Source organism: Nocardia asteroides (genome assembly GCF_021183625.1).
Classification (GTDB): domain Bacteria; phylum Actinomycetota; class Actinomycetes; order Mycobacteriales; family Mycobacteriaceae; genus Nocardia; species Nocardia asteroides_A.
Genome location: NZ_CP089214.1, coordinates 1,057,893 through 1,077,568, shown reverse-complemented (window position 1 = coordinate 1,077,568; position 19,676 = coordinate 1,057,893). Strand labels below are relative to the sequence as shown.

Below are 19,676 nucleotides of genomic sequence, written 5' to 3'. Positions count from 1 at the left end.
TCAGTCGGCGACGATGCGGATGGCGGACGGGGTGTATTCGCGCTGCCTGACCACCCGGTACCAGCCGCGCGGCAGCCCGATGGCGGCGTGCTCCTCGTGGCTCAGCCGCCCGCCCTCGGGCAGGTGCAGCAGCATGCGCTCGGCGCCGGTGCGCACCAGTTTCCCCGGCGCGACGAGGGCGTGCGCGTGGCCGGTGACCTCGCCGAGCGCCAGCACCATCCGGCCGCGCGCGTCGCGCGGCTCCCCCGCGGCGTCGACCGCGTGCCGCGGCACCGACTCCGCCGGCACCGGCACGATCAGGACGTCTCCCTGTCGGAACATGTCTTCTCCCCGCGACGTTCGCCGGCGCCCGCTGCGCCGGTCTCGGGAAGGAACGTAGCGAGGGGGACCGACAGATTACGGCCGGACTGCCCCGGCCCGGCCGGACGCGCTCGGCGCACCGACGGGAGGAACGAGTAGCCAGCTACTCGTGCGCAAATCGGACAGTGTTCGCATACTCGGCATACAGCCGTGGTCACCCGCGGATGGAATGCCCGATCCGGTAGAGGTGCGTGATCGATGATGGGCGAGCAAACGACCTACCCACTGCCCAGCTGGCTGCGAGGGGTGGCAGCCAGACCGTGGCTCGTCCGCGGCTCGGCCGCGGCCGCCCTCGCCGTCCTCGGCTCGGCTGCCTACCTGCTGCACCGGACGACAGCGGGGTGTTTTGGCGGCCATGTCGCCATCCAGGTGGCAGGCAGCAGTGCGAGCCTGGAAGCGTTGACCACGGAGTGCGGCCTGCCCGACGGTTTGGGCCCCTCGCTGCTCGCCGACCTTCTGTTCATAGCCGGGTACTGGTGGTCGAGCACGATCGTGATCGCCGCGTACTGGCCGCGCTACGAGGCGCCGCTCCTCCGCCGGGCCACCGCAGGGGTGGTGCTGCTGCCCGCTGCCGTCGCGCTGCTGGATCTGGTCGAGAACGGCTTGATGTTCGCCTTCGTCGAGGTCGGCGACGGCAAGCCGGAGTACACCTCCGAGCGCGCTGCCGTGGCACTTGGATCCGTGGCGTGGGGCAAGTGGAGTCTGGTCGCCGTGCTGGCGGTGGTCCTCGTGATGGCGGCGGCCGTCGGGTGGTCCCGTCGCGGAGAGCCGGCGTTCGGTCGGCCCGCCGCGAAGACGGCGACGGCGGGGCGTGCTGCCCGCGCTGCCGCTCCCGCCCGCACGCACGGCAGCGGCGTACTCGGAGTGTGCCTGAGCGGGGGCGGAATCCGGTCGGCCTCCTTCAGCCTGGGTGTGCTGTCGGTGCTGGAACAGCGCGGCCTGATGAAGCGCGCCCGCTACCTCTCCGCGGTCTCGGGCGGCGCCTGGGCCGCCACCTCCTGGACGCTGCAGCGTGCGTTCCGCCCGCCTTCGGAGCCGAGTGATTCTGCCGCCGATCAGGTGATCGACCGCCTGAAGGGCGCGTCCTACGGGGTACCCCGGCGCCGGTACCTGCTCAACGGGCCGGGCGGCTGGCTGCTGCCACTGGGCTGGGTGCTGCTGTGCGCCCTGGTCAACCTGGTGCTGATCGCGGCGCTGGTGCACGCGCTGGCCTGGCCGGTCGGCAAGCTGCTCGGCAGCGGGTACGTCTCATCGGAGCTCGGAGCAACGCAGCAGCCGGGGTTCTACATCGGCATCGTCGGTCTGCTCGCGGTGGTCGTCTCCCTGGCCTCGCATCGCACTGCCGGTCTGCGTCCCCTCGCCTGGGGCGTGGTCGCGATCGGCGTGGCACTACTCGGACTCTTCTGGGCGGCCGGAACACTCCCGGCATCGAACCCGGCGGCGAACATTCCCGCACAATCCGCCATCACCGCTCGGTTCGCTCTGATAGCGGGCGCGTTCGCGGTCCTGGCCGGCGGCTTCGGACGGTTGCTGACCCCGTTGCTGACCTCACTCGCGCTGCCCCGGCTCGTCAAGGCGCTGCCCAGAGTGCTCGGCGTAGTGCTTCTGGCCGGAGTGCTGGCCTGGGCCGCCATCGTGATCTACCTCGTCGCCGTCGGCACCTGGTCGAGTTGGTGGGTCTACGGCGCATGGCTGGCCGGGCTGGGAATCGGCTACATCCTGTCCAATCCCAACTCCCCTTCGCTGCACAACATCTTCCGCAAGCGCCTGCAGCGCAGCTTCGACCCGAGCGCCGACCACGCCGCGCTGCTCAGCATGCAGGATGGTCGCCACGTGACCTGGCCTGAACTGCGCGGGAAGACGCGTGCGTCCGCGCCCGGCGCGCCGGTCGACGAGGAGCGGGTGCCCGAGCTCGTCCTCTGCTGCGCCCAGCAGCGCAACGGACTCTCCGCCGGGGGACTGCCCGCTGAGAGCTTCACGATCTCGCCGTTTCGCGTCCGTCGCGGTAGCGATGAGCTCGACACCGTGAACTACCTGGCTACCGGTTGCGCCGGTTACGCGCACTTCTGCACGGTCGGCGCCTGGATGGCCACCAGCGGAGCGGCCGTCTCCTCCGCGATGGGGCGGGCGAGCCTCGGCAGCACGAATGCCTTCCTGGCGGCGGTCAACGCGGATCTCGGAATGTGGCTGCCGAACCCGGCCCTCGTCGCCCGCACACCGGAACCCGAGCGGAAGGCGGTCTTTCGCAGGCCCCGCTTCGCCTACCTCCTGAAGGAGATCCTCGGCTGGTACGACTGCGCCGACCGGTTCGTCTTCGTCACCGACGGCGGGCACTGGGAGAATCTCGGTCTCGTGGAGCTGCTGCATCGGGGCTGCACCGAGATCGTGTGTGTCGACGCGAGCGGCGACGCGCCCGGTTCCTTCGCCACCCTGCGGCAGGCTTTCGATCTGGCCACCCTGGATGTCGGCGGCTTCCGGCCGCCGCGCGATCTCGACGACGATCTGGCCCCGCTGCGCGCCTCCGCCGGACGGCTGCCCGGCCGGCTCTCCACCGTGCTGACCGCCCACTACGGCGACGGATGCCCGGTCCGGATCCACTACACCAAAATGCAGCTGGACGAGACGGTCCCGCCTGCGCTGCGCCGCTTCGCGATCGCGGATCCGCACTTTCCCGGCTACTCCACCGCGCGCCAGATGCTCTCCGACAAACAGCTGGATGCGCTGATCGACCTCGGAAAACATGCCGGTGCGCGGCTGATGGACGACGTGGGAGAACTCGAGGGCTCGGTCGCCGCACGCATGACGCGGCTGCGGATCGTGATCAGCGCGTATCTCACCTCCGGAATCGGGCTCTGAGAACTCGGCTCGGCGTACCGCTGTCGAGGGCAGGGACCTGTCCTCGACAGCGGCTGCCGGCCGACGGCGCTGTCGCCCGCAGCCGACCTGCGGGGGTGGCCCTACTTCAGGTGCCGGGCGAAGAACCGGTCGGCCTCCTCCCCGGCGTACGGGGGCACGCCGGTGTGGCCGCCCATATTGGCGTGCAACGTCTTCTCCGCGGAGCCGAAGGCGTCGAACAGCTCCAGTGCCATCCGGCGGTCGTTTCCTTCGTCGTCCCACTGCAGCAGGACATGCAGCGGAACGGTGACCTGCCGGGCTTCGTCGAATATGGCACGGGGCACGAAACTTCCGGCGAACAGGACGGCGGCCGCGATGCGCGGTTCGACCGCCGCCAGCCGGGTGCCGATGGAGATCACTCCGCCCGAGTAGCCGACCGGACCGCCGATCTCGGGCAGGGCGAGGAGGTCGTCCAGGGCGGCCCGCCATTCCGGGACCGCCTTGTCGACCAGGGGGAGGATGAGCCGGTCCACGATCTCGCCGTCGACCGGCCCACCGGCCGCCAGGGCCCGCCGCAGGTCGGTGCGGGCCTGGTCGGCGGCGGCCGAGCGGGGCCGTTCGCCGCTCCAGGGGAGCTCGAGGGTAGCCACCGCGTAGCCCTGCGCGAGGGAGCTCCGGGCGCGGGCCAGCAGGCGCGGATACGACGCGCGCAGCCCGAGGGGAGGGGGACCGGCCAGGATCAGTGGCGTCGGCCCGGATGCGGAGCCGGGCGTCCACAAAATGCCGGGGATTCCGTCGACGGTGAATTCGCGTTCGAGGATGTCGTGGTCGAGGCGCTGTTCGGTGCTGAACTGCATGGTCGTGCCTTTCGGGAGTGCTCTCGAGCGGCGCTCCCGGGCGACCTATCGCCCGACCGTGACCCCGGAGGGGAGCACCCATGTCGATACTGCGTTCACGGGTACCACCTCCTCGTTCTGTTGCACGGCCTCGGCAAGGTAGCAATGGTCGCAGAGCAGCGTCAACGGCTTTTCGTCGGCCGAACAGAGTGAGCTCTGTCAGTCGACAGGTCCTCGGGCGGTCAGGACCGTCCTGAGCACGTGCTCGACCGCGGAGTCGAACAGGCTTCCCCGTAGCTCGTTTCGGGTAGCGAGGTTGCGGCTCGCGAGGTCGAGCATCCGATCGGGGGTGAGGCGGCGCACGACCAGGGTGGCGACCTCTTCCAGATCGAGGTGGCTGTTGGCGTTGTCCAGCCTGGTCAGGGCGAACGAGACGACGATCTCCTCATCGGTCATGCTCCACCTCCGCCGTCCGCTCGCTCGGCCACACCCGTGGTAGCCGAGCTCGATATTACGGTGCCGGATCGCGTCGAGGCCGGGTCGGAGCCCGGCCACCGGCTCGAAACAGCTGCCCGAACAGCGGTCGCGATAGCCGGGGTCCGGAGTGCGGATCGGTTAGAGTCGAGCAGCACATGTCACATCCCCGGCCGCGATCACGGTGCGGTGCCGACGCCATCGGGAGTGAGCTCGAATCCCCGGACGTGAGCACCCCGCCGTCGGCCGAAATCGCTTCGAGTCGAGGGTGAGAGTCTGTGAAAACTTCTGTGTCGATCGTCGTCGCCGTGCTCGTGGGTTGTGCCCTGGTGGGCGCCCCCGCCTCCGCCGCTCCGCCCTATCCGGTCGAACCCCCGCTGCCCGCCGCCCCGCCCTCCCCGCTGCAGGCGTGGATCGAAGGCACCGTGCCCGCGCCGCCCATCGCGGCCGACGAGGAATCGCTCTGGCGGGCGATACTGCCGTCGCCCTCGGGTGACCCGCTTCTCGACACCTGGCCCGCCGGCCTGCCGGAACGCACGCCCGGAGAGGTCATCGAGGCCAGGGACGTCACGGCGACGACCGCGCTGCGGGTCGGGATGCCGGTCGCCCGGTCCACGCTGCTGAAGTTCCGCTCCACCTCGGGCACGGGTGCGCCGTCGTTCGGGACCGCCACCCTGATCGTCCCGTTCGCGCCGTGGACCGGGCCCGGCTCCCGGCCGGTCGAGGTCAACGCGCTCCCGATCAATTCGCTCGGCACCCACTGCACCCCGGGGTACCAGATGTCGCACGGGCTGCTGGACAAGCCGAACGCCGATCTCCCGGCCTTCCTGCCCGCCGTCCGGACCGCGCTCGGCAAGGGCCACGCGGTGCTGCTGCCCGACCACGAGGGCCCCTTCATGGCCTACGCCGAGCCGAACGTCGCGGCGCACGTCATGCTCGACGCCATCCGTGCGGCACGGGGTTTCCCACCCGGCGAGCTCGCCGAGAGCCGGTACGTAGCGGTCGGCTACTCCGGCGGGGCGATCGCCGCCTACGCCGCGGCCATGACGCTGGACGAGTACGCGCCCGAGCTGGCGGGGGTGCTGGCGGGAGCCGCGGCGGGCGGCGTCGTCACCGACTACGTGAACATCGCGCACCAGTTCAACGGCAGGATCTCCTCGGGGATCCTGCTGACGGTGACGCTGGCGCTCGCGCGCGAGCACCCGGAGATCGTGCGGCACATCAACAACTCGGCCCAGTGGGTGGCGACCTCGCCGCTGCGCGATATCTGCGGCGAGACCTCCGGCCCGCTCGGCATCGTCGGGCTCCCGGTCGACACCGCCGCCGACACCGCCGCCCCGCTCGACAGCGAGTTCGCGGCGGCGCTCTTCCGGCAGTTCGACCTCACCGGACGCACCTCATCGGCGCCGCTGTTCCTGTACCACGGCGCGCACGACCCGTGGATTCCGCTCGGTGACGCCCAGCGGGTGTTCCGCCAGCAGTGCGGGCGCGGCGTTCCCGGCGTGTTCCGGGTGGTGCCCGGTGAGCACCTGATCGGCTACGTCACCGGCGCACCGGAGCTCGAGGCGTGGGTCGACGGCAGGCTCCGCGATACCCCCGCGCCGAGCGAGTGCTGAGTGTCGTAGCGCGGGAAAGCCCGTGTCGAGGCTCTCGCCGCTGAGGTGCGACGACGCGGCTCGTTCGTCCGGCCCACCGCGTGCGGGCTGTCTTCGACGAAGCGCACGATCACCTCCGGTTCTGGCCGAGCTCCGCGGCGAAATACGCACTCGTAGAACGCGAGATGTCGTTTCGTCGGCCGCGGGACCCGTCGCCGCCAGGTGGACAGGACTCAATAGGCGCTCGCTCCGGCGTAATCCGCACGCCGGGTGTCGATTCGGCCCCACCGGGTGAGGATGTCCGCCAACTCGAGCAGATCGCCTTCGATGAGGGCCTGTGGGCCGTCGCACAGCGCGGTCGAGGGGTCGGGGTGGACGTCGATGATCACGCCATCGGCGCCGATGGCTACCGCGGCCCTCGTCAGGGGCAGCACCAGATCGCGTCGGCCGCCCGAGTGGGATGGGTCGACGATGACCGGGAGATGGGAAAGCTGTTGCACGATGGTCACGGCCGAGATGTCGAGGGTGTTGCGGGTGGCGGTTTCGAAGGTGCGGATACCGCGCTCGCACAGCACGATGTCGAGGTTGCCGTGTCGCGCGATGTATTCGGCCGCCATCAGCCACTCGTCGATGGTGGCGCTCATGCCGCGCTTGAGCATGACCGGTGTGCCTGCTTCGCCGACGGCCCTCAGGAGCGCGAAGTTCTGGGCATTGCGGGTTCCGACCTGGAGCATGTCCGCGTACGAGGACACCAGGCCCACATCGGCGGCATCCACCACCTCGGTCACGATCGGCAGACCGGTCGCCTCCCGGACATCGGCGAGGATCCGCAGACCTGCTTCGCCGAGCCCCTGGAAGGCATACGGCGAGGTGCGCGGCTTGTAGGCGCCGCCCCGCAACATCGTTGCCCCCGCGACCGCGGCCATTTCGGCGGCGCGCAGAGTCTGGTCATAGGACTCGACGGCGCACGGGCCCGCGACGAGCGTCACGTGTCCGGGCCCGATCGAGGCGCTTGCCACCTGGACGGTGGAGCGCTCGACGCAGTTCTCCCGGCTGACCAGCTTGTGCGGGGCCGAGGTGCGGATGACGGCGTCGACCCCGGGTAGGGCACTCAGGTTCAGGGCGCCGAATCCGTCGGGGTCGCCGACCAGGCATACCAGGGTCCGTCCGGCTCCCCGGCTGACGAACGCTTGCCCGCCCGCCCGCTCGATCAGCGCCACCGCACTGCCGACATCGGCGGCGGTCGCGGCCGCGGACATGACGATCACCATGGCGCTACGCCCCTCTTCCCGCTGGACGTGGCAATCGGACGCGACCGAAACATGAATGGTTCGTGCGGAATTCGTGCGTTGTGCCGATCTCGATACTGCTGCCGCACGGTGTCGTGGTACTCACTACGTCTCCTGTCTAGCGGAGGAAGAACTCGCTGATGATCATCGCCGGGCGTCCATGCACGACCACTCGGTAGCGACGGGCGCAGATGGCTTCGGGAGGGCGTCCGTAGCACAGCAGTTCACGGTGGGAGTCGGGAGCGACAACCCGCAGCGCCGCGCCGATTCCGGCGGGCTCGACCGCCAGCGCGCCGGGAAATCCCTGCGGCAGTCGATCGACGGCAATCAGTGATCGGGCACGGACGTAGCGGGTTCCGGACCAGGCGCCGACCAGTTCGACCCGCCGCACCAGCACCGGTTCGGAGGAGGTCACCTCCAGATGGGCGTCGTGGTCCGCTCCATCGGTCGAGACATATTGGTCGACGCACTGTGCCTCGATAGGTTCGAGCGCGTAGGCCTCGAGTGCTCTGGTTACCGTGCCGTCGGTTACCAGAATATTTCGATGAAATGGACTCAAGGTATCGATGGGAAGATCGAACCAGTTTTCCGGTTGTGTGTCGTGAGCGCGAAAATGCCTCCGCAGCAGGATTGCTACTTCTTCACTGGTAGCTACATCGGTACGCATGGCGATCCGAACTCGAGAGTGGAGGTCTGTGCGAATGAATCGTTCATGTATGTTCCCGGCGTTGAAAGCAGATGGATCGGCTCCTGAAAAGGGTGGTGGGTTTCACCCTGACCGGGCCGGGCGCGGGTGGTAACCCCTAGGGCAAGCCCCCTATGCCGAGGCCCCTCGGTGCTCCGACGCGCGGTTGTGTTGGGCCATACCACATTCCGGTGATTCGATGGTGCCCTCGAAATCGGTGGCATCGGCTCCGAATTCGCTTTTGATATTCATTTCCAGGTGCATTCGGCGCGCGTCACGGACGCGCCGACCGGGCGGGGCTTCCTGTGTGTTCTGGGTCATATACGAGCCCGGCCATATTTCTCCACAGGCTGCTGAGGGTGCTGTCACGACGGAGCGATGCTATCGCCGCAGCCGGGCTCGAGTTGACAGACTGCTCACACCATGGATATTTGAGGCCGGGGCACTCCGGGGCGGATTCGATTGCGACGGATGTATTGCCTCGTCTGCAGAGCGATGCACAGCAGATTCAGGTCGAGAGGGGAGCCCTGAAATGACATCTGCACCCATCGCCCGCGCCGCTGCGGGCTTCGCCCATGACATCGATATCGAAACTCGAAACTTCCAGTTGTCGCCGCTGCCCGCCGTGGTGGGCACCGTCATGCCGATCGATGACCGTACTGCCCATCGGCCCGACGACCTCCCCGACGAGTGGGCCCTGGTCGCCCTGGGGATCGCCGTACTGAAGGAGCACGCCACCAGCGCGTTGCTCGCCGAGGTGACCGTGCTCGACGAGATCGCGGTCGAGCACGCGCGGCAGCGGCTCACCGAAGCCGGCCTGGTCCACGACGAATATTGGCTGTCCGACAGCGCCGCCGCGCTGCTGCGCCGCTCATCGATCGGGCAGCGCAGGCAGCTGCACCACCGGGCGGCGGCCGCGCTGTACCACTCCGCCGCGGAGGCCACCGTCGTGGCGGGTCACTTGGTCGCGGCTCGGGATGTGCGCCACTCGTGGGCGCCTGCGGTGCTCCGCGCGGCCGCCGACGGTGCCCTCGCGCTCGACCAGCTCAAGCAGGCGGCGGTCTGTCTGGAGCTGGCCTACCGGCTCAGCGGCGACCCCTACGAGCGGGCCGGGCTGGCGGCCTTGCTGGTGTCGATCGAGTGGCGGGTCAATCCGTCGTCGGCCACCCGCAACTTCGTCCGGGCCTCCGTCGCGCTGCGGGCGGGACACCTCCCGCCGCAGTACATTCCGTGCCTGGTGCGCTACCAGCTGTGGCACGGACGCATCGAGGGGGCCTGTGCCGCTCTCGAGCGGGTCGTCGAGGACCCGGCCACGGCGGCGGACCTGGCCTTCCAGCGTCGATGGATCGACTACCTGTACCCGGAACTGCGCCCGCGCCGGAGCGGCATCGCCTCCGATTCCGCCGCGGACACCCCGGAGCACGAGGCGAGCCTGCTGCTGGTCGCCATGCGGAGCGCCGACACCACGGTGGACACCATCGCGCTGGCGCGACAGGTGTTGCTGGGTAACCGCTTGAGCGCCGCTACAGCGGAATCGCTGGTCGTTGCCCTGGACGCGCTCATCTACGCGGGCGAGCTCGCCATGGCCGACGAGTGGTGCGAAACCCTGCTGGCAGAGGCCGCGGCACGACACTCGCCGACCTGGCTGGCGATCTTCGCCGGAATTCGGGCCGACGTGGCGCTGCGCCGGGGAGACCGTATCCGGGCCGGTGCGACCGCCACCGCCGCGCTGAATCACATCCCGGCCGTGAATCTCGGTGCGACCGTCGCACGTCCGATCGCGGCCTATATCGGTGCGTGCACCCAAGCGGGGCGGTACGACGAGGCGCGCAGCCAGCTCGACCGTGACGTCCCCCTGACGCTCTTCGATTCCACCCTCGTGCTGCCGTATCTGCGTGCACGGGGCCATCTTCGGCTCGCCATCGGAGAAACGGACGAGGCGATGATGGATTTCCAGCTCTGTGGCTCGCTGATGCTGCGGTGGGATATCGACCTGCCGGGGCTCGTGCCCTGGCGCAACGACATCGCACTTGCTCACCTCGCTGCGGGCGATCGGGAGCGGGCCAAGATCTACGCGGCCATGCATCTCGACCGGGTGAGCCGTCCGGCACGGCACCCGAGCGCGGCCACCTCCTTGCGGATACTGGCGAGCACCACCGACGATGCGAGTACCCGAACCGGGTTGCTGCGGCGCGCGGACACCATCGCGGCTGCCGGTGCGGACCGGCTGGAATTGGCCAGGGTGCGGGCCGATCTGGCACGCGCCCATGAACATCTCGGGGAGTTCGGCCCGGCCAACACGATCCGGGCCTCGGCGCTGCGGCTGGCGACCGAGTGCGGCGCGGAACCGTTGCGCCGCAGCATCATCGATAGTGTCACGCTCGGCGGGGCGGTTCCGGAGCCGACGGCGGTTCGCGTGCCGGGCGACGCGGGTCCGGTCCCGGCAGGCGATGGGGCAGGCGGGGTCGGGTTGCTGAGCGTGGCCGAGCGGCGGGTGGCGGAGATGGCGGGCGGCGGATCGCGCAACCGGGAGATCGCCGAAAGTCTCGGGATCACGATCAGCACCGTCGAGCAGCACCTCACCAGGGTCTACCGCAAGTTGAAGGTGCACCACCGCACCGAACTGCCCTTTCTGCTGGAGGTGCGATGCTGAGCACCAACCCGTGGCTGCGGACGTTGAAGGCGGATCCGGACCCGGCGCTGCGGCTCGTCTGCTTCCACCACGCCGGTGGCTCGGCCGGTTCGTTCCAGTCCCTGGCCAGGGCGTTCGGCGATGGCATCGAGATCATGGCGATGCAGAGCCCCGGCAGGCAGGAGCGCCGCCGTGAGCCGTGCCTCACCAGGCTGGGAGACATCGTCGATGGTGTGCTTCCCCCGGTGGTCGAGCTGGCGGATCGGCCGATCGTCCTGTTCGGCCACAGCTTCGGCGCTGTGGTCGCCTTCGAGGTGGCGCGGAGGCTGCCCGCCGCGGGCATCCTGCCGCGGCACCTGTTCGTCTCGGGCCGCCGCGCTCCCTCGCGCCGGCGACTCGAGAATGTGCATCGACGAACGGACGCGGAGATCAGGACGGAGCTGCGACTGCTGGGTGGACCGGGAGTCGCGCTGCTCGACGACGACGAGGTGGCCAGGGAATTCCTCCCCGCGATCCGGAGCGACTATCGGGCGGTGGAAACCCACGTGGCCGAGCCGGACGCGCGCGTGGACTGCGCGCTGACGGCGCTGGTCGGCGACCACGACCCGCGGGCGACCGTGGACGAGGCACGCGCCTGGCGCGCCCACACGACGGCGTCGTTCGAGTTGCGAGTCTTCGGTGGTGGACATTTCTATCTGGTCGATCACAGCGACGGTGTGGCGGCGGTCGTCGAACGTCGAATCGGCACGGGGCCGATCGGTCCCGGTGGCTGATTCGACCGGCGCCGGAGCGCGCACAGTCGCCGTCGTCGGCGGCGGAATCTCCGGAATGGCAGCTGCTTTCGCACTGCACCGGGCGGGCTGGCAGGTCGATCTGCTGGAGCGGGAGAACGCGCTCGGCGGCCGTTTCGGCATCGACTCCCTGCGCGGACGGCCGATGCTGGCCGGCGCGCGACACATCGGTCTGCAGTACACCGAGTTCCGGCAGTTCGTGACCGCGCTGGCCGATGTGCGGTTCGAGCCGTCGCCGCTGAATATGACGAAGGTCGTCGACGGCCGCCTGGCCACCGTCGCGGCCGAGGACAGCCGCGGCGTGCTGCGGTACCTCGCCGAATTCGGCTCCGCGCAGGACGTGGCCAAGCTGACCTATCTCGTGCACCGCATCGCGACCGAGGAGAACCGCTTCCTGGGGTCGAGGTTCTTCGCCAAGCTCGGGGCCGCGGGCGACGACAGACCACTGAGCGAGCATTTCGGTTCCGGATTGGCCGATGCGCTGCTGCGCCCCATCGTCACCTGGGTGCACGGCGCCGAACTCGACGAGATGTACCTCGGCACCCTCGGCGCCACCCTCGGCGCCGCGCTCGACTCGTTCGAACAGATCGTCGGCGGCATCGAGCCGGTCCTCACCGCGCTGTCGGAGCTGGTCACGGTGAAGAAGAACGCCCGGGTCGAGAGCGTGGCGATCCGGCGTGGCCGGGTGCGCGGACTCTCCGTTGCCGAGGACGGCGGACCGGCACGGGAACATCCCTACGACGCCGTGGTGCTGGCCACCCCTGCGGCGGAGACCGCGGAACTGGTTGCCGTCGCGTTACCCGCGCTGGCGGCGCTGCTGGCGACGGTTCGGTACTTTCCCGCATCGGTGACGACGGTGGAGTACGACCGCGACGTCTTTCCCCCCGGCGTGTCCACGCTGGCGATGAACGAGGGCCCGTACAACACCGCGGCGCTCTATCGAGCGCCCGAGCGCAATATCGTGCGCTACGTCATCGCCGGTCGAGCCGCGCGGCCGCTCCCACCCGAGGACGGGTCCGCCGCCGCGCTCGACGCCGCCGAGAAGATGGTGCAGGCGACCTTCGGATCCGTCGATCCCACTCGTCTCGCCGTCGTGGAGCGTCGCTGGGATCGGGGCTTCTCCGGCCTGCGGGCATTTCACGGGGAATTCCTCGCCAGGGTGGGAAAGGAAACGAGCCACATCGGCGGCCTGGCATTGGCCGGGGACTATCTGCGCGGAGTGTCGCTGGAAGCCTGCTATCGATCCGGAGTCGAGGCGGCGCACCGATTGACGGCATAGCCGGAACCGTGTGCCGATAGCGCTGTGCTCTGCGGCGATTACCGAGGGATGGGCGGGCGAATACCGATACCTCCATACGCTGGAGGAGGTTTCACCCGCATGGAGACATCCCCGACTAGGAGCCGAAATGCCAGAAGTGAAGGAATTCGACGGCGCATGGCGGGACCTGGCCGACCGGCCGGTGGCAGAGCAGCGCCGGATGCTCTCCGATTTCGTCTGCCGCATCGTCGCGGATGTCCTCGGCGAAACCGGACCGGAGTCGATAGATCCGTCGGATTCGTTCCAGGACCTGGGATTCGACTCGCGGATGGCCATCGGGCTGCGCGATGTGCTGACCGCCGAGACCGGTGTGGCTCTCACCGGCGCGGTGGCGTTCGACTACCCGACGATAAATCGGCTCGCCGAATATCTGCGAACACTGCTGAGTGGCGAGGGCGGCGCCGCCGAACCCCGATCACCGATACCCGGCGGTGTCACCGACAACGAACCGATCGCCATCGTCGGAATGTCGTGCCGGCTTCCGGGCGGAGTATCCTCGCCCGAGCAATTGTGGGACATCGTCGCCGACGGGCGCGACGTCATCGCCGAATTCCCGACCGATCGCGGTTGGTCCGAGGATCTCTACGATCCGGAACCGGGGTTACCCGGCAAGACCTACGCCCGTACCGGCGGATTCGTCTACAACGCTCCGGAATTCGATGCCGCATTCTTCGGAATCGGGCCGAAGGAAGCGACCGCGATGGACCCGCAGCAGCGTCTGATGCTGGAAGGCTGCTGGGAAGCACTGGAACACGCGGGCATCGACCCGACATCCATGCGTGGCAGCCGCACCGGCGTCTACACCGGGCTGTTCCATCACGACTATCACCAGGACGGTACTCCGCCGGAGCTGGCCGGCTACCTGATGACCGGCATCACCGGCAGCGTGGCGTCCGGGCGGGTGTCCTATGTGCTCGGCTTGACCGGCCCCGCGCTGACCGTCGATACCGCGTGCTCCTCGTCGCTGGTGACCGTGCACCTGGCGGTACAGGCGTTGCGTGGCGGCGAGTGCGACATGGCGCTCGCGGGCGGAGTGACGGTGATGGCCAAGACCAATGCCTTCACCTCGTTCAGTATGCAACGCGGTCTCTCCGATACCGGCCGGTGCAGCTCCTACGCGACCGGCGCCAACGGCACGGTGTGGGCGGAGGGCATCGCCATGCTGGTGCTGGAGCCGTTGTCGCTGGCCCGCCGGAACGGCCACCGGGTGCTGGCACTGGTACGCGGATCCGCGGTCAATCAGGACGGCGCCTCCAACGGACTCGCCGCACCCAACGGTCCGGCGCAGCAGCGGGTGATCCGGGACGCGCTGGGCGATGCCGGATTGACCGTGTCCGACATCGACGCCGTCGAGGGCCACGGCACCGGCACCGTGCTGGGCGACCCGATCGAGGTCCAGGCCCTGCTGTCGACCTACGGTCGCAACCGGCCCGCTGACGCTCCGCTCTGGCTGGGTTCGATCAAATCCAACATGGGCCACACCCAGGGCGCCGCCGGGGCGGCGGGCCTGATCAAGCTGGTCGAGGCGATGCGGCACGAGACGCTGCCGCGCACGCTGCACGTGGACGGCCCGACCGAGCATGTGGACTGGTCGGAGGGGAACGTCCGACTGCTGACCGAGCCCGTCCCGTGGCGGCGCGGCGAGCGCCCGCGGCGAGCGGCCGTGTCGGCGTTCGGCATCAGCGGCACCAACGCCCACGTGATCGTGCAGGAGCCGCCGCTCGACGAGCAACCGGCCGCCGAGCGCACCGCACCGCCGCGGACGCCGTGGATTCTCTCCGGGAAGACCGAAGCGGCGCTCTCGGACGCCGCGGCGCGGCTGGTGCGGCATCTGCGGGACAACCCCGAGGCCGACGCGACCGACGTGGGCTTCACCCTGGCCACCGCGCGCGCCGAACTCGATTGCCGCGCAGTGCTGTTCGGGCCGGACCTGGCCGCGCTGGCATCGGCGTCGGATGCGCTGGCGACCGGGAGCGAGACGCCATCGGCCGTGCGCGGCGTCGCCGTGCGCGGCGTCGCCGTGCGCGGCGTGCGGACCGCGCTGCTGTTCCCCGGTCAGGGCGCCCAGAAGGTGGGGATGGCGGCCCAGCTGTACCGGTCCTATGCCGTCTTCGCCACCACCTTCGACGAGTTGTGCGGGCAGTTCGACAAGCACCTCGACACCCCGTTGCGCGGCGTGATCTTCGCCGAGCCGGGGACGGACACCGCGGCCCTGCTCGACCAGACCGCCTACACCCAGGCCGCGTTGTTCGTGGTGGAGGTCGCGCTGTATCGGTTGCTCCGTTCGTGGGGTGTGACAGCGGACTTCCTGATCGGACACTCCATCGGCGAGCTGGCTGCCGCCTACTCGGCCGGAGTCTGGTCGACGGCCGACGCCTGCACCCTGGTGGCCGCGCGGGGCCGGTTGATGCAGGCGCTCCCGGCGGGTGGCGCGATGGTGTCGGTGGCGGCCGCGGAAACCACCGTGCGGGAACTGATCGCAGGGTACGAGGAGCGGGTCGGCATCGCGGCGGTCAACGGCCCGCGCTCGATCGTGATCTCCGGCGACGCGGACGGTGTCGACGAGATCGTCGCGGTCCTGACCGAACGAGGGGTGAAGACCAAGCGGCTCACCGTCAGCCACGCCTTCCACTCGCCGCGGATGGAGCCGATGCTCGCGGAGTTCGGCGCGATCTGCGCCGGACTGACCTACAACCGGCCCACGGTGCCGATCGTGTCCACGCTCACCGGCAAGCCGGTGGACGGCGATGAGCTCGGCACGCCGGACTACTGGGTGCGGCAGGTGCGGCAACCGGTGCGATTCATGGCCGGGGCCCAGTGGCTGCTCCAGCAGGAGCATGTCACCACATTCCTGGAGGCGGGCCCGGGGGCGACACTGACGGCACTGGTCCGCGAGAGTTGCACCGAAGCCGACCCGGACGCGCTGACGGCGGTCGCCGCCCTGCGGGCGCGGGACGGGAACGAGCTGGGCGCGCTCTTCGGCGCGCTGGGGAGCTGGTACTGCGCGGGCGGTGTCGTCGACTGGACCACGCAGTTCCTCGGGACGGGCGCGCGCCGGATCGACCTTCCCACCTACCCCTTCCAGCGCGAACGCTACTGGATCGACGGTTTCGGCGGCACGAACGTGCGCGAGTCGGGCATCGACAGCGCCGACCACCCCCTGCTGGGCGCGGTGGTGTGGATGCCGGACTCCGAGGACGTGGTGTGCACGGGCAGGCTCTCGCTGCGCACCGACCCGTGGCTGGCCGACCACGCGATCGGCGGTGTGGTCCTGTTTCCCGGCACCGCCTATCTCGAACTGGCGCTGCACCTCGGCTCCCTGCTCGACTGCCCGACGCTGGGCGAACTGGTGCTGCAGGCGCCCCTGACGGTGCCCGCCGTCGGCGGTGTCGAGCTGCGGGTTCTCGCGGGGTCCCCGGACGAGGGCGGTGCTCGCCCGTTCTCGGTGTACTCCCGGTTGCAGGCCGACCCGTCCGCCGAATCCGAACCCGCGGCCTGGTCCTGCCACGCCACCGGGGTGATCGCCCCGCACGTTTCCGGCTCGCCCGCACCCGCGACCGATCTCACCGACTGGCCGCCCGCGGGCGCGACCGCCGTGAACGTGGCCGACGCCTATGACGACCTGGCCGAACTCGGTTACGGCTACGGGCCGACCTTCCGCGGCCTGACCGCGGTGTGGCGGCGTGGCGAGGAAGCCTTCGCCGAGGTGGAGCTGCATGATCGGGCACAGCCCGCGGCGCACGAGTTCGGCATCCACCCGGCACTGCTGGACGCCGCGCTGCACACCATCGGACTGAGCGGACTCTCGCCCGCCACCAGCCCCGGCGCGGTGACGGTGCCCTTCTCCTGGGAGGGCGTGGCGCTGCACACCGTCGGTGCGAGCTCGCTGCGCGTCCGGCTGACACCGGCTTCGGACGACGAGCCGGGTAGCGGCCGGTTCGCCCTGACCCTCGCCGACGGGAACGGCACGCTGGTCGGCGAGGTCGCCGCGCTGACGCTGCGGGAGATCTCGACGGCCTCCCTGGGTGGCGCTCGCCCCGCCGCGGCCAGCCCCCTCTACGGACTCACCTGGACGCCGGTCGTCCCCGTGGAGTCCGTCGCCCTCGGCGACCCGTGGACGGCCGACGGGGATGTCGAGCACCTCACCGTGGCGGCACGGGCGGTCGCGGTGCTCCGTTTCGAGGTGGGCCCGTCGGCGGAGGACGTCCTGCCGGCGACCCTGCGCGAGTGCGTCACCGGACTGCTGACCCGGCTGCAGAAGCTACTGGCCGAGGACCGGACCGTCGTGGTGGTCACCCGGCACGGCGTCGCGGTGCACGCGGGTGAAGAGCTCGATCTGGTCGCCGCGGCGGCCTGGGGCCTGCTGCGCACCGCGCAGAACGAAAACCGCGACCGGGTCGTCATCGTCGACGTCGACAGCTGGGACGACTACCGCGGGCCGGTCGAACAGGCCCTGGCCATCGGCTCCGAGCCGCAGCTGGCGGCGCGCCGGGGCGCGCTGTTCGGCGGCAGGCTCACCCGCGGCTCCGCCGACAACGTCGGGGCGATCGAGTTACTGGACGCACCGACGTGGCGCTTGACGCCACTCGGCAAGGGCACCCTGACCAGCGACAACCTCGCGCTGGTCGAGGATCCGGAGGCGGCATCGCCGTTGCGATCAGGTGAGGTGCGGGTCGGGCTGCGGGCCACGGGTGTCAACTTCCGCGATGTGCTCATCGTCCTCGGCATGTACCCGGACCCCGACGCCACGATCGGTGGCGAGGGTGCCGGTGTCGTGCTCGAAGTCGCTCCGGACGTGACCGAGTTCGCCCCCGGCGATCGGGTCTTCGGCTTCGTCACCGGGGTCGGCTCGGCCTCGGTCACCGACCAGCGGTACCTCGCCCACATGCCGCGCGGCTGGTCGTTCGCGCAGGCGGCGGCGGTGCCGGTCGTCTTCGGGACCGCCTACTTCGGCCTGGTCGACCTGGCCGGAGTGCAGCCGGGGGAGACGTTGCTGTTGCACGCCGCGACCGGCGGCGTCGGCATGGCGGCCGTGCAGCTGGCCCGGCACCTGCGGTTGCAGCTGCTCGTCACCGCCAGTAGGCCGAAGTGGAACGTGCTGCGGGACATGGGCTTCGACGACAGCCGGATCGGTGACTCGCGCTCGCTCGATTTCGAGCAGAAGTTCATGGCCGCCACCGACGGCCGCGGTGCCGACGTCGTGCTCGACTCCCTGGCCGGGGAATTCGTCGACGCCTCGCTGCGGCTGCTGCCCCGTGGCGGCCGGTTCATCGAGATGGGCATGACCGATCGCCGGGATCCGGCCGAGGTGGCCGCCGACCACGCCGGCGTGATGTACCGGGCCTTCCACCTGATGGAGGCCGGACCGGACCGGCTGCACGAGATCATGACCACCCTGGTGGAGCTGTTCGATTCCGGTGTCCTGCAACCGCTGCCGATCACCGGCTGGGACATGCGGCAGGTGCCCGAGGCGTTCCGGTTCCTCGGTCAGGCGCGGCACATCGGCAAGAACGTGCTCACCGTGCCGACACCGTTGAACACCGCGGGAACCGTCCTGGTGACCGGCGGCACCGGGGGGCTCGGCGCGTTGGCGGCGCGGCACCTGGCCCGCACCCACGGGGTGCGAAACCTGGTGCTGGCCAGTCGCCGCGGCCCGGCCGCCGACGGCGCGCAGGAGCTGCGGGCGGAGCTGGAGACGCTCGGGGCCGCGGTCGACATCGTCGCCTGCGACGTGTCCGACCGGGCCGCGCTGGACGGTCTGCTCTCGGCTATCCCGGCGGAGCATCCGCTGACCGGCGTGGTGCACACCGCAGGCGTGCTGGCCGACGGTCTGCTGGCATCGATGACACCCGACCAGCTCGCGACCGTGCTGCGCCCCAAGGTCGACGCGGCCTGGAACCTGCACGCGGCGACGAAACACCTGGATCTGTCCGCGTTCGTGCTGTATTCGTCGATCGCGGGCGTGACCGGCGGGCCGGGGCAGGCGAACTACGCCGCGGCCAACGTCTTCCTGGACGCACTCGCCCAGCACCGGCATCTGGCCGGGTTGCCCGCGACCTCCGTCGCGTGGGGAGCGTGGCGCGAGAGCAGCGGCATGACGAGCACCCTGACCGAGGCCGACTTCGCCCGGATGCGCCGCGAAGGCTTCAGCCCGCTGGGCGACGAGGAAGGCATGGCGCTGTTCGACGCGGCGCTGGCCGCAGGCACCGCGGGCGCGGTGGCGGCGCGCATCGACACCGCCGTGATCTCCACCCTCGATCCCGAGGGGCTGCCGTCGGTCATGCGCGGCCTGCTGCGCTCGTCGCGGCAATCCGCCGACAGCAGGGCGGGCGAGTCGTCCAAGCTCGTGGCGCAGCTGACGGGCAGGAGCGCCGCCGAGCAGAACCAGTTCATCGTCGAGGTGATCCGCAGCCATGCGGCGACCGTGCTCGGACACGAGTCCTCGTCCGCCGTGGATCCCGAGAAGCCCTTCAGCGATATCGGTTTCGACTCACTCGGCGTGATGGAGTTCCGGAACAGGCTCAAGTCGGCCGTCGGCGTCAAGCTGTCGACGACGGTGGTCTTCGACTATCCGACCCCCCTCGCCCTGGCGGACTTCATCCGCTCCGAAATCGCTCCGGTGGACAACCCGGTGGTGCGGCTCATGGCCGAGGTCGAGTCGCTGGCGCGCAGCCTCGGCGGGGTCGAGCTGGGTTCGGAGGATCGCGCCGATATCGCGGCGCGGGTCGCCGCGGTGCTGCGTGAGCTGACCGCGAGCGCGGCAGCGGGCGGGGAATCGGCCGATGCCGCGGGCAGTCTCGACAGCGCCGACGACAGTGCGCTGTTCGAGTTCATCGACCAGCTGTAGCCGACGCACGATCG

The 19,676-nt window shown here is 70.0% G+C and carries 11 protein-coding genes; 6 read left to right on the top strand and 5 right to left on the bottom strand.

Annotation, left to right across the window (positions count from 1 at the left end):
* Entirely contained in the window at positions 1 to 321 is a 321-nt protein-coding gene (locus LTT61_RS05330) for a hypothetical protein (RefSeq protein WP_233018812.1), read from the bottom strand.
* 237 nt (positions 322 to 558) lie between these two features.
* On the opposite strand from LTT61_RS05330, the gene LTT61_RS05325 reads away from it, so the two are divergent.
* Entirely contained in the window at positions 559 to 3,216 is a 2,658-nt protein-coding gene (locus LTT61_RS05325) for a DUF998 domain-containing protein (protein WP_233018811.1), read from the top strand.
* Positions 3,217 to 3,317: 101 nt separating this feature from the next.
* Here the strand turns inward: LTT61_RS05325 and LTT61_RS05320 are convergent, their stop codons facing one another.
* Positions 3,318 to 4,052, bottom strand: coding sequence for a dienelactone hydrolase family protein (locus LTT61_RS05320; RefSeq protein WP_233018810.1), 735 nt, complete (start codon positions 4,050 to 4,052; stop codon positions 3,318 to 3,320).
* A gap of 198 nt (positions 4,053 to 4,250) precedes the next feature.
* Positions 4,251 to 4,487 (bottom strand): hypothetical protein, encoded by a 237-nt coding sequence (locus tag LTT61_RS05315; RefSeq protein ID WP_233018809.1) that lies wholly within the window; start codon positions 4,485 to 4,487, stop codon positions 4,251 to 4,253.
* Positions 4,488 to 4,783: 296 nt separating this feature from the next.
* Between LTT61_RS05315 and LTT61_RS05310 the strand changes: the two genes are divergently transcribed.
* On the top strand, positions 4,784 to 6,121 hold the full coding sequence (locus tag LTT61_RS05310; protein WP_233018808.1) for a lipase family protein: 1,338 nt from the start codon (positions 4,784 to 4,786) through the stop codon (positions 6,119 to 6,121).
* A gap of 212 nt (positions 6,122 to 6,333) precedes the next feature.
* Here the strand turns inward: LTT61_RS05310 and aroF are convergent, their stop codons facing one another.
* Together aroF and LTT61_RS05300 are read right to left on the bottom strand one after the other, a co-directional pair.
* Entirely contained in the window at positions 6,334 to 7,371 is a 1,038-nt protein-coding gene (aroF, locus tag LTT61_RS05305; RefSeq protein WP_233018807.1) for a 3-deoxy-7-phosphoheptulonate synthase, read from the bottom strand.
* A gap of 136 nt (positions 7,372 to 7,507) precedes the next feature.
* Positions 7,508 to 8,056: a chorismate--pyruvate lyase family protein gene (locus LTT61_RS05300; protein WP_233018806.1), complete on the bottom strand. Its 549-nt coding sequence runs from the start codon at positions 8,054 to 8,056 to the stop codon at positions 7,508 to 7,510.
* 550 nt (positions 8,057 to 8,606) lie between these two features.
* Between LTT61_RS05300 and LTT61_RS05295 the strand changes: the two genes are divergently transcribed.
* The 4 genes from LTT61_RS05295 (at position 8,607) to LTT61_RS05280 (ending at position 19,662) form a co-directional block, all read left to right on the top strand.
* Positions 8,607 to 10,727: a helix-turn-helix transcriptional regulator gene (locus LTT61_RS05295; protein WP_233018805.1), complete on the top strand. Its 2,121-nt coding sequence runs from the start codon at positions 8,607 to 8,609 to the stop codon at positions 10,725 to 10,727.
* Positions 10,721 to 11,479, top strand: coding sequence for a thioesterase II family protein (locus tag LTT61_RS05290; protein WP_233018804.1), 759 nt, complete (start codon positions 10,721 to 10,723; stop codon positions 11,477 to 11,479). Before LTT61_RS05295 ends, LTT61_RS05290 begins: the two co-directional genes overlap by 7 nt.
* A complete protein-coding gene (locus tag LTT61_RS05285) occupies positions 11,385 to 12,776 on the top strand; it encodes an FAD-dependent oxidoreductase (protein WP_332909226.1) in 1,392 nt (463 codons plus the stop codon). Before LTT61_RS05290 ends, LTT61_RS05285 begins: the two co-directional genes overlap by 95 nt.
* A gap of 127 nt (positions 12,777 to 12,903) precedes the next feature.
* Positions 12,904 to 19,662 carry a type I polyketide synthase gene (locus LTT61_RS05280; protein WP_233018802.1) on the top strand — a complete coding sequence of 2,253 codons (6,759 nt, stop codon included), beginning with the start codon at positions 12,904 to 12,906 and terminating at the stop codon, positions 19,660 to 19,662.
* Positions 19,663 to 19,676 lie beyond the last annotated feature (14 nt).

Excerpts from the sequence above, each read along its gene's own strand:
- LTT61_RS05330 (WP_233018812.1), bottom strand. The coding sequence starts at position 321 with ATGTTCCGACAGGGAGACGTCCTGATCGTGCCGGTGCCGGCGGAGTCG.
- LTT61_RS05325 (WP_233018811.1), top strand. The coding sequence starts at position 559 with ATGATGGGCGAGCAAACGACCTACCCACTGCCCAGCTGGCTGCGAGGG.
- LTT61_RS05320 (WP_233018810.1), bottom strand. The coding sequence starts at position 4,052 with ATGCAGTTCAGCACCGAACAGCGCCTCGACCACGACATCCTCGAACGC.
- LTT61_RS05315 (WP_233018809.1), bottom strand. The coding sequence starts at position 4,487 with ATGACCGATGAGGAGATCGTCGTCTCGTTCGCCCTGACCAGGCTGGAC.
- aroF (WP_233018807.1), bottom strand. The coding sequence starts at position 7,371 with ATGGTGATCGTCATGTCCGCGGCCGCGACCGCCGCCGATGTCGGCAGT.
- LTT61_RS05300 (WP_233018806.1), bottom strand. The coding sequence starts at position 8,056 with ATGCGTACCGATGTAGCTACCAGTGAAGAAGTAGCAATCCTGCTGCGG.
- LTT61_RS05295 (WP_233018805.1), top strand. The coding sequence starts at position 8,607 with ATGACATCTGCACCCATCGCCCGCGCCGCTGCGGGCTTCGCCCATGAC.
- LTT61_RS05290 (WP_233018804.1), top strand. The coding sequence starts at position 10,721 with ATGCTGAGCACCAACCCGTGGCTGCGGACGTTGAAGGCGGATCCGGAC.
- LTT61_RS05280 (WP_233018802.1), top strand. The coding sequence starts at position 12,904 with ATGCCAGAAGTGAAGGAATTCGACGGCGCATGGCGGGACCTGGCCGAC.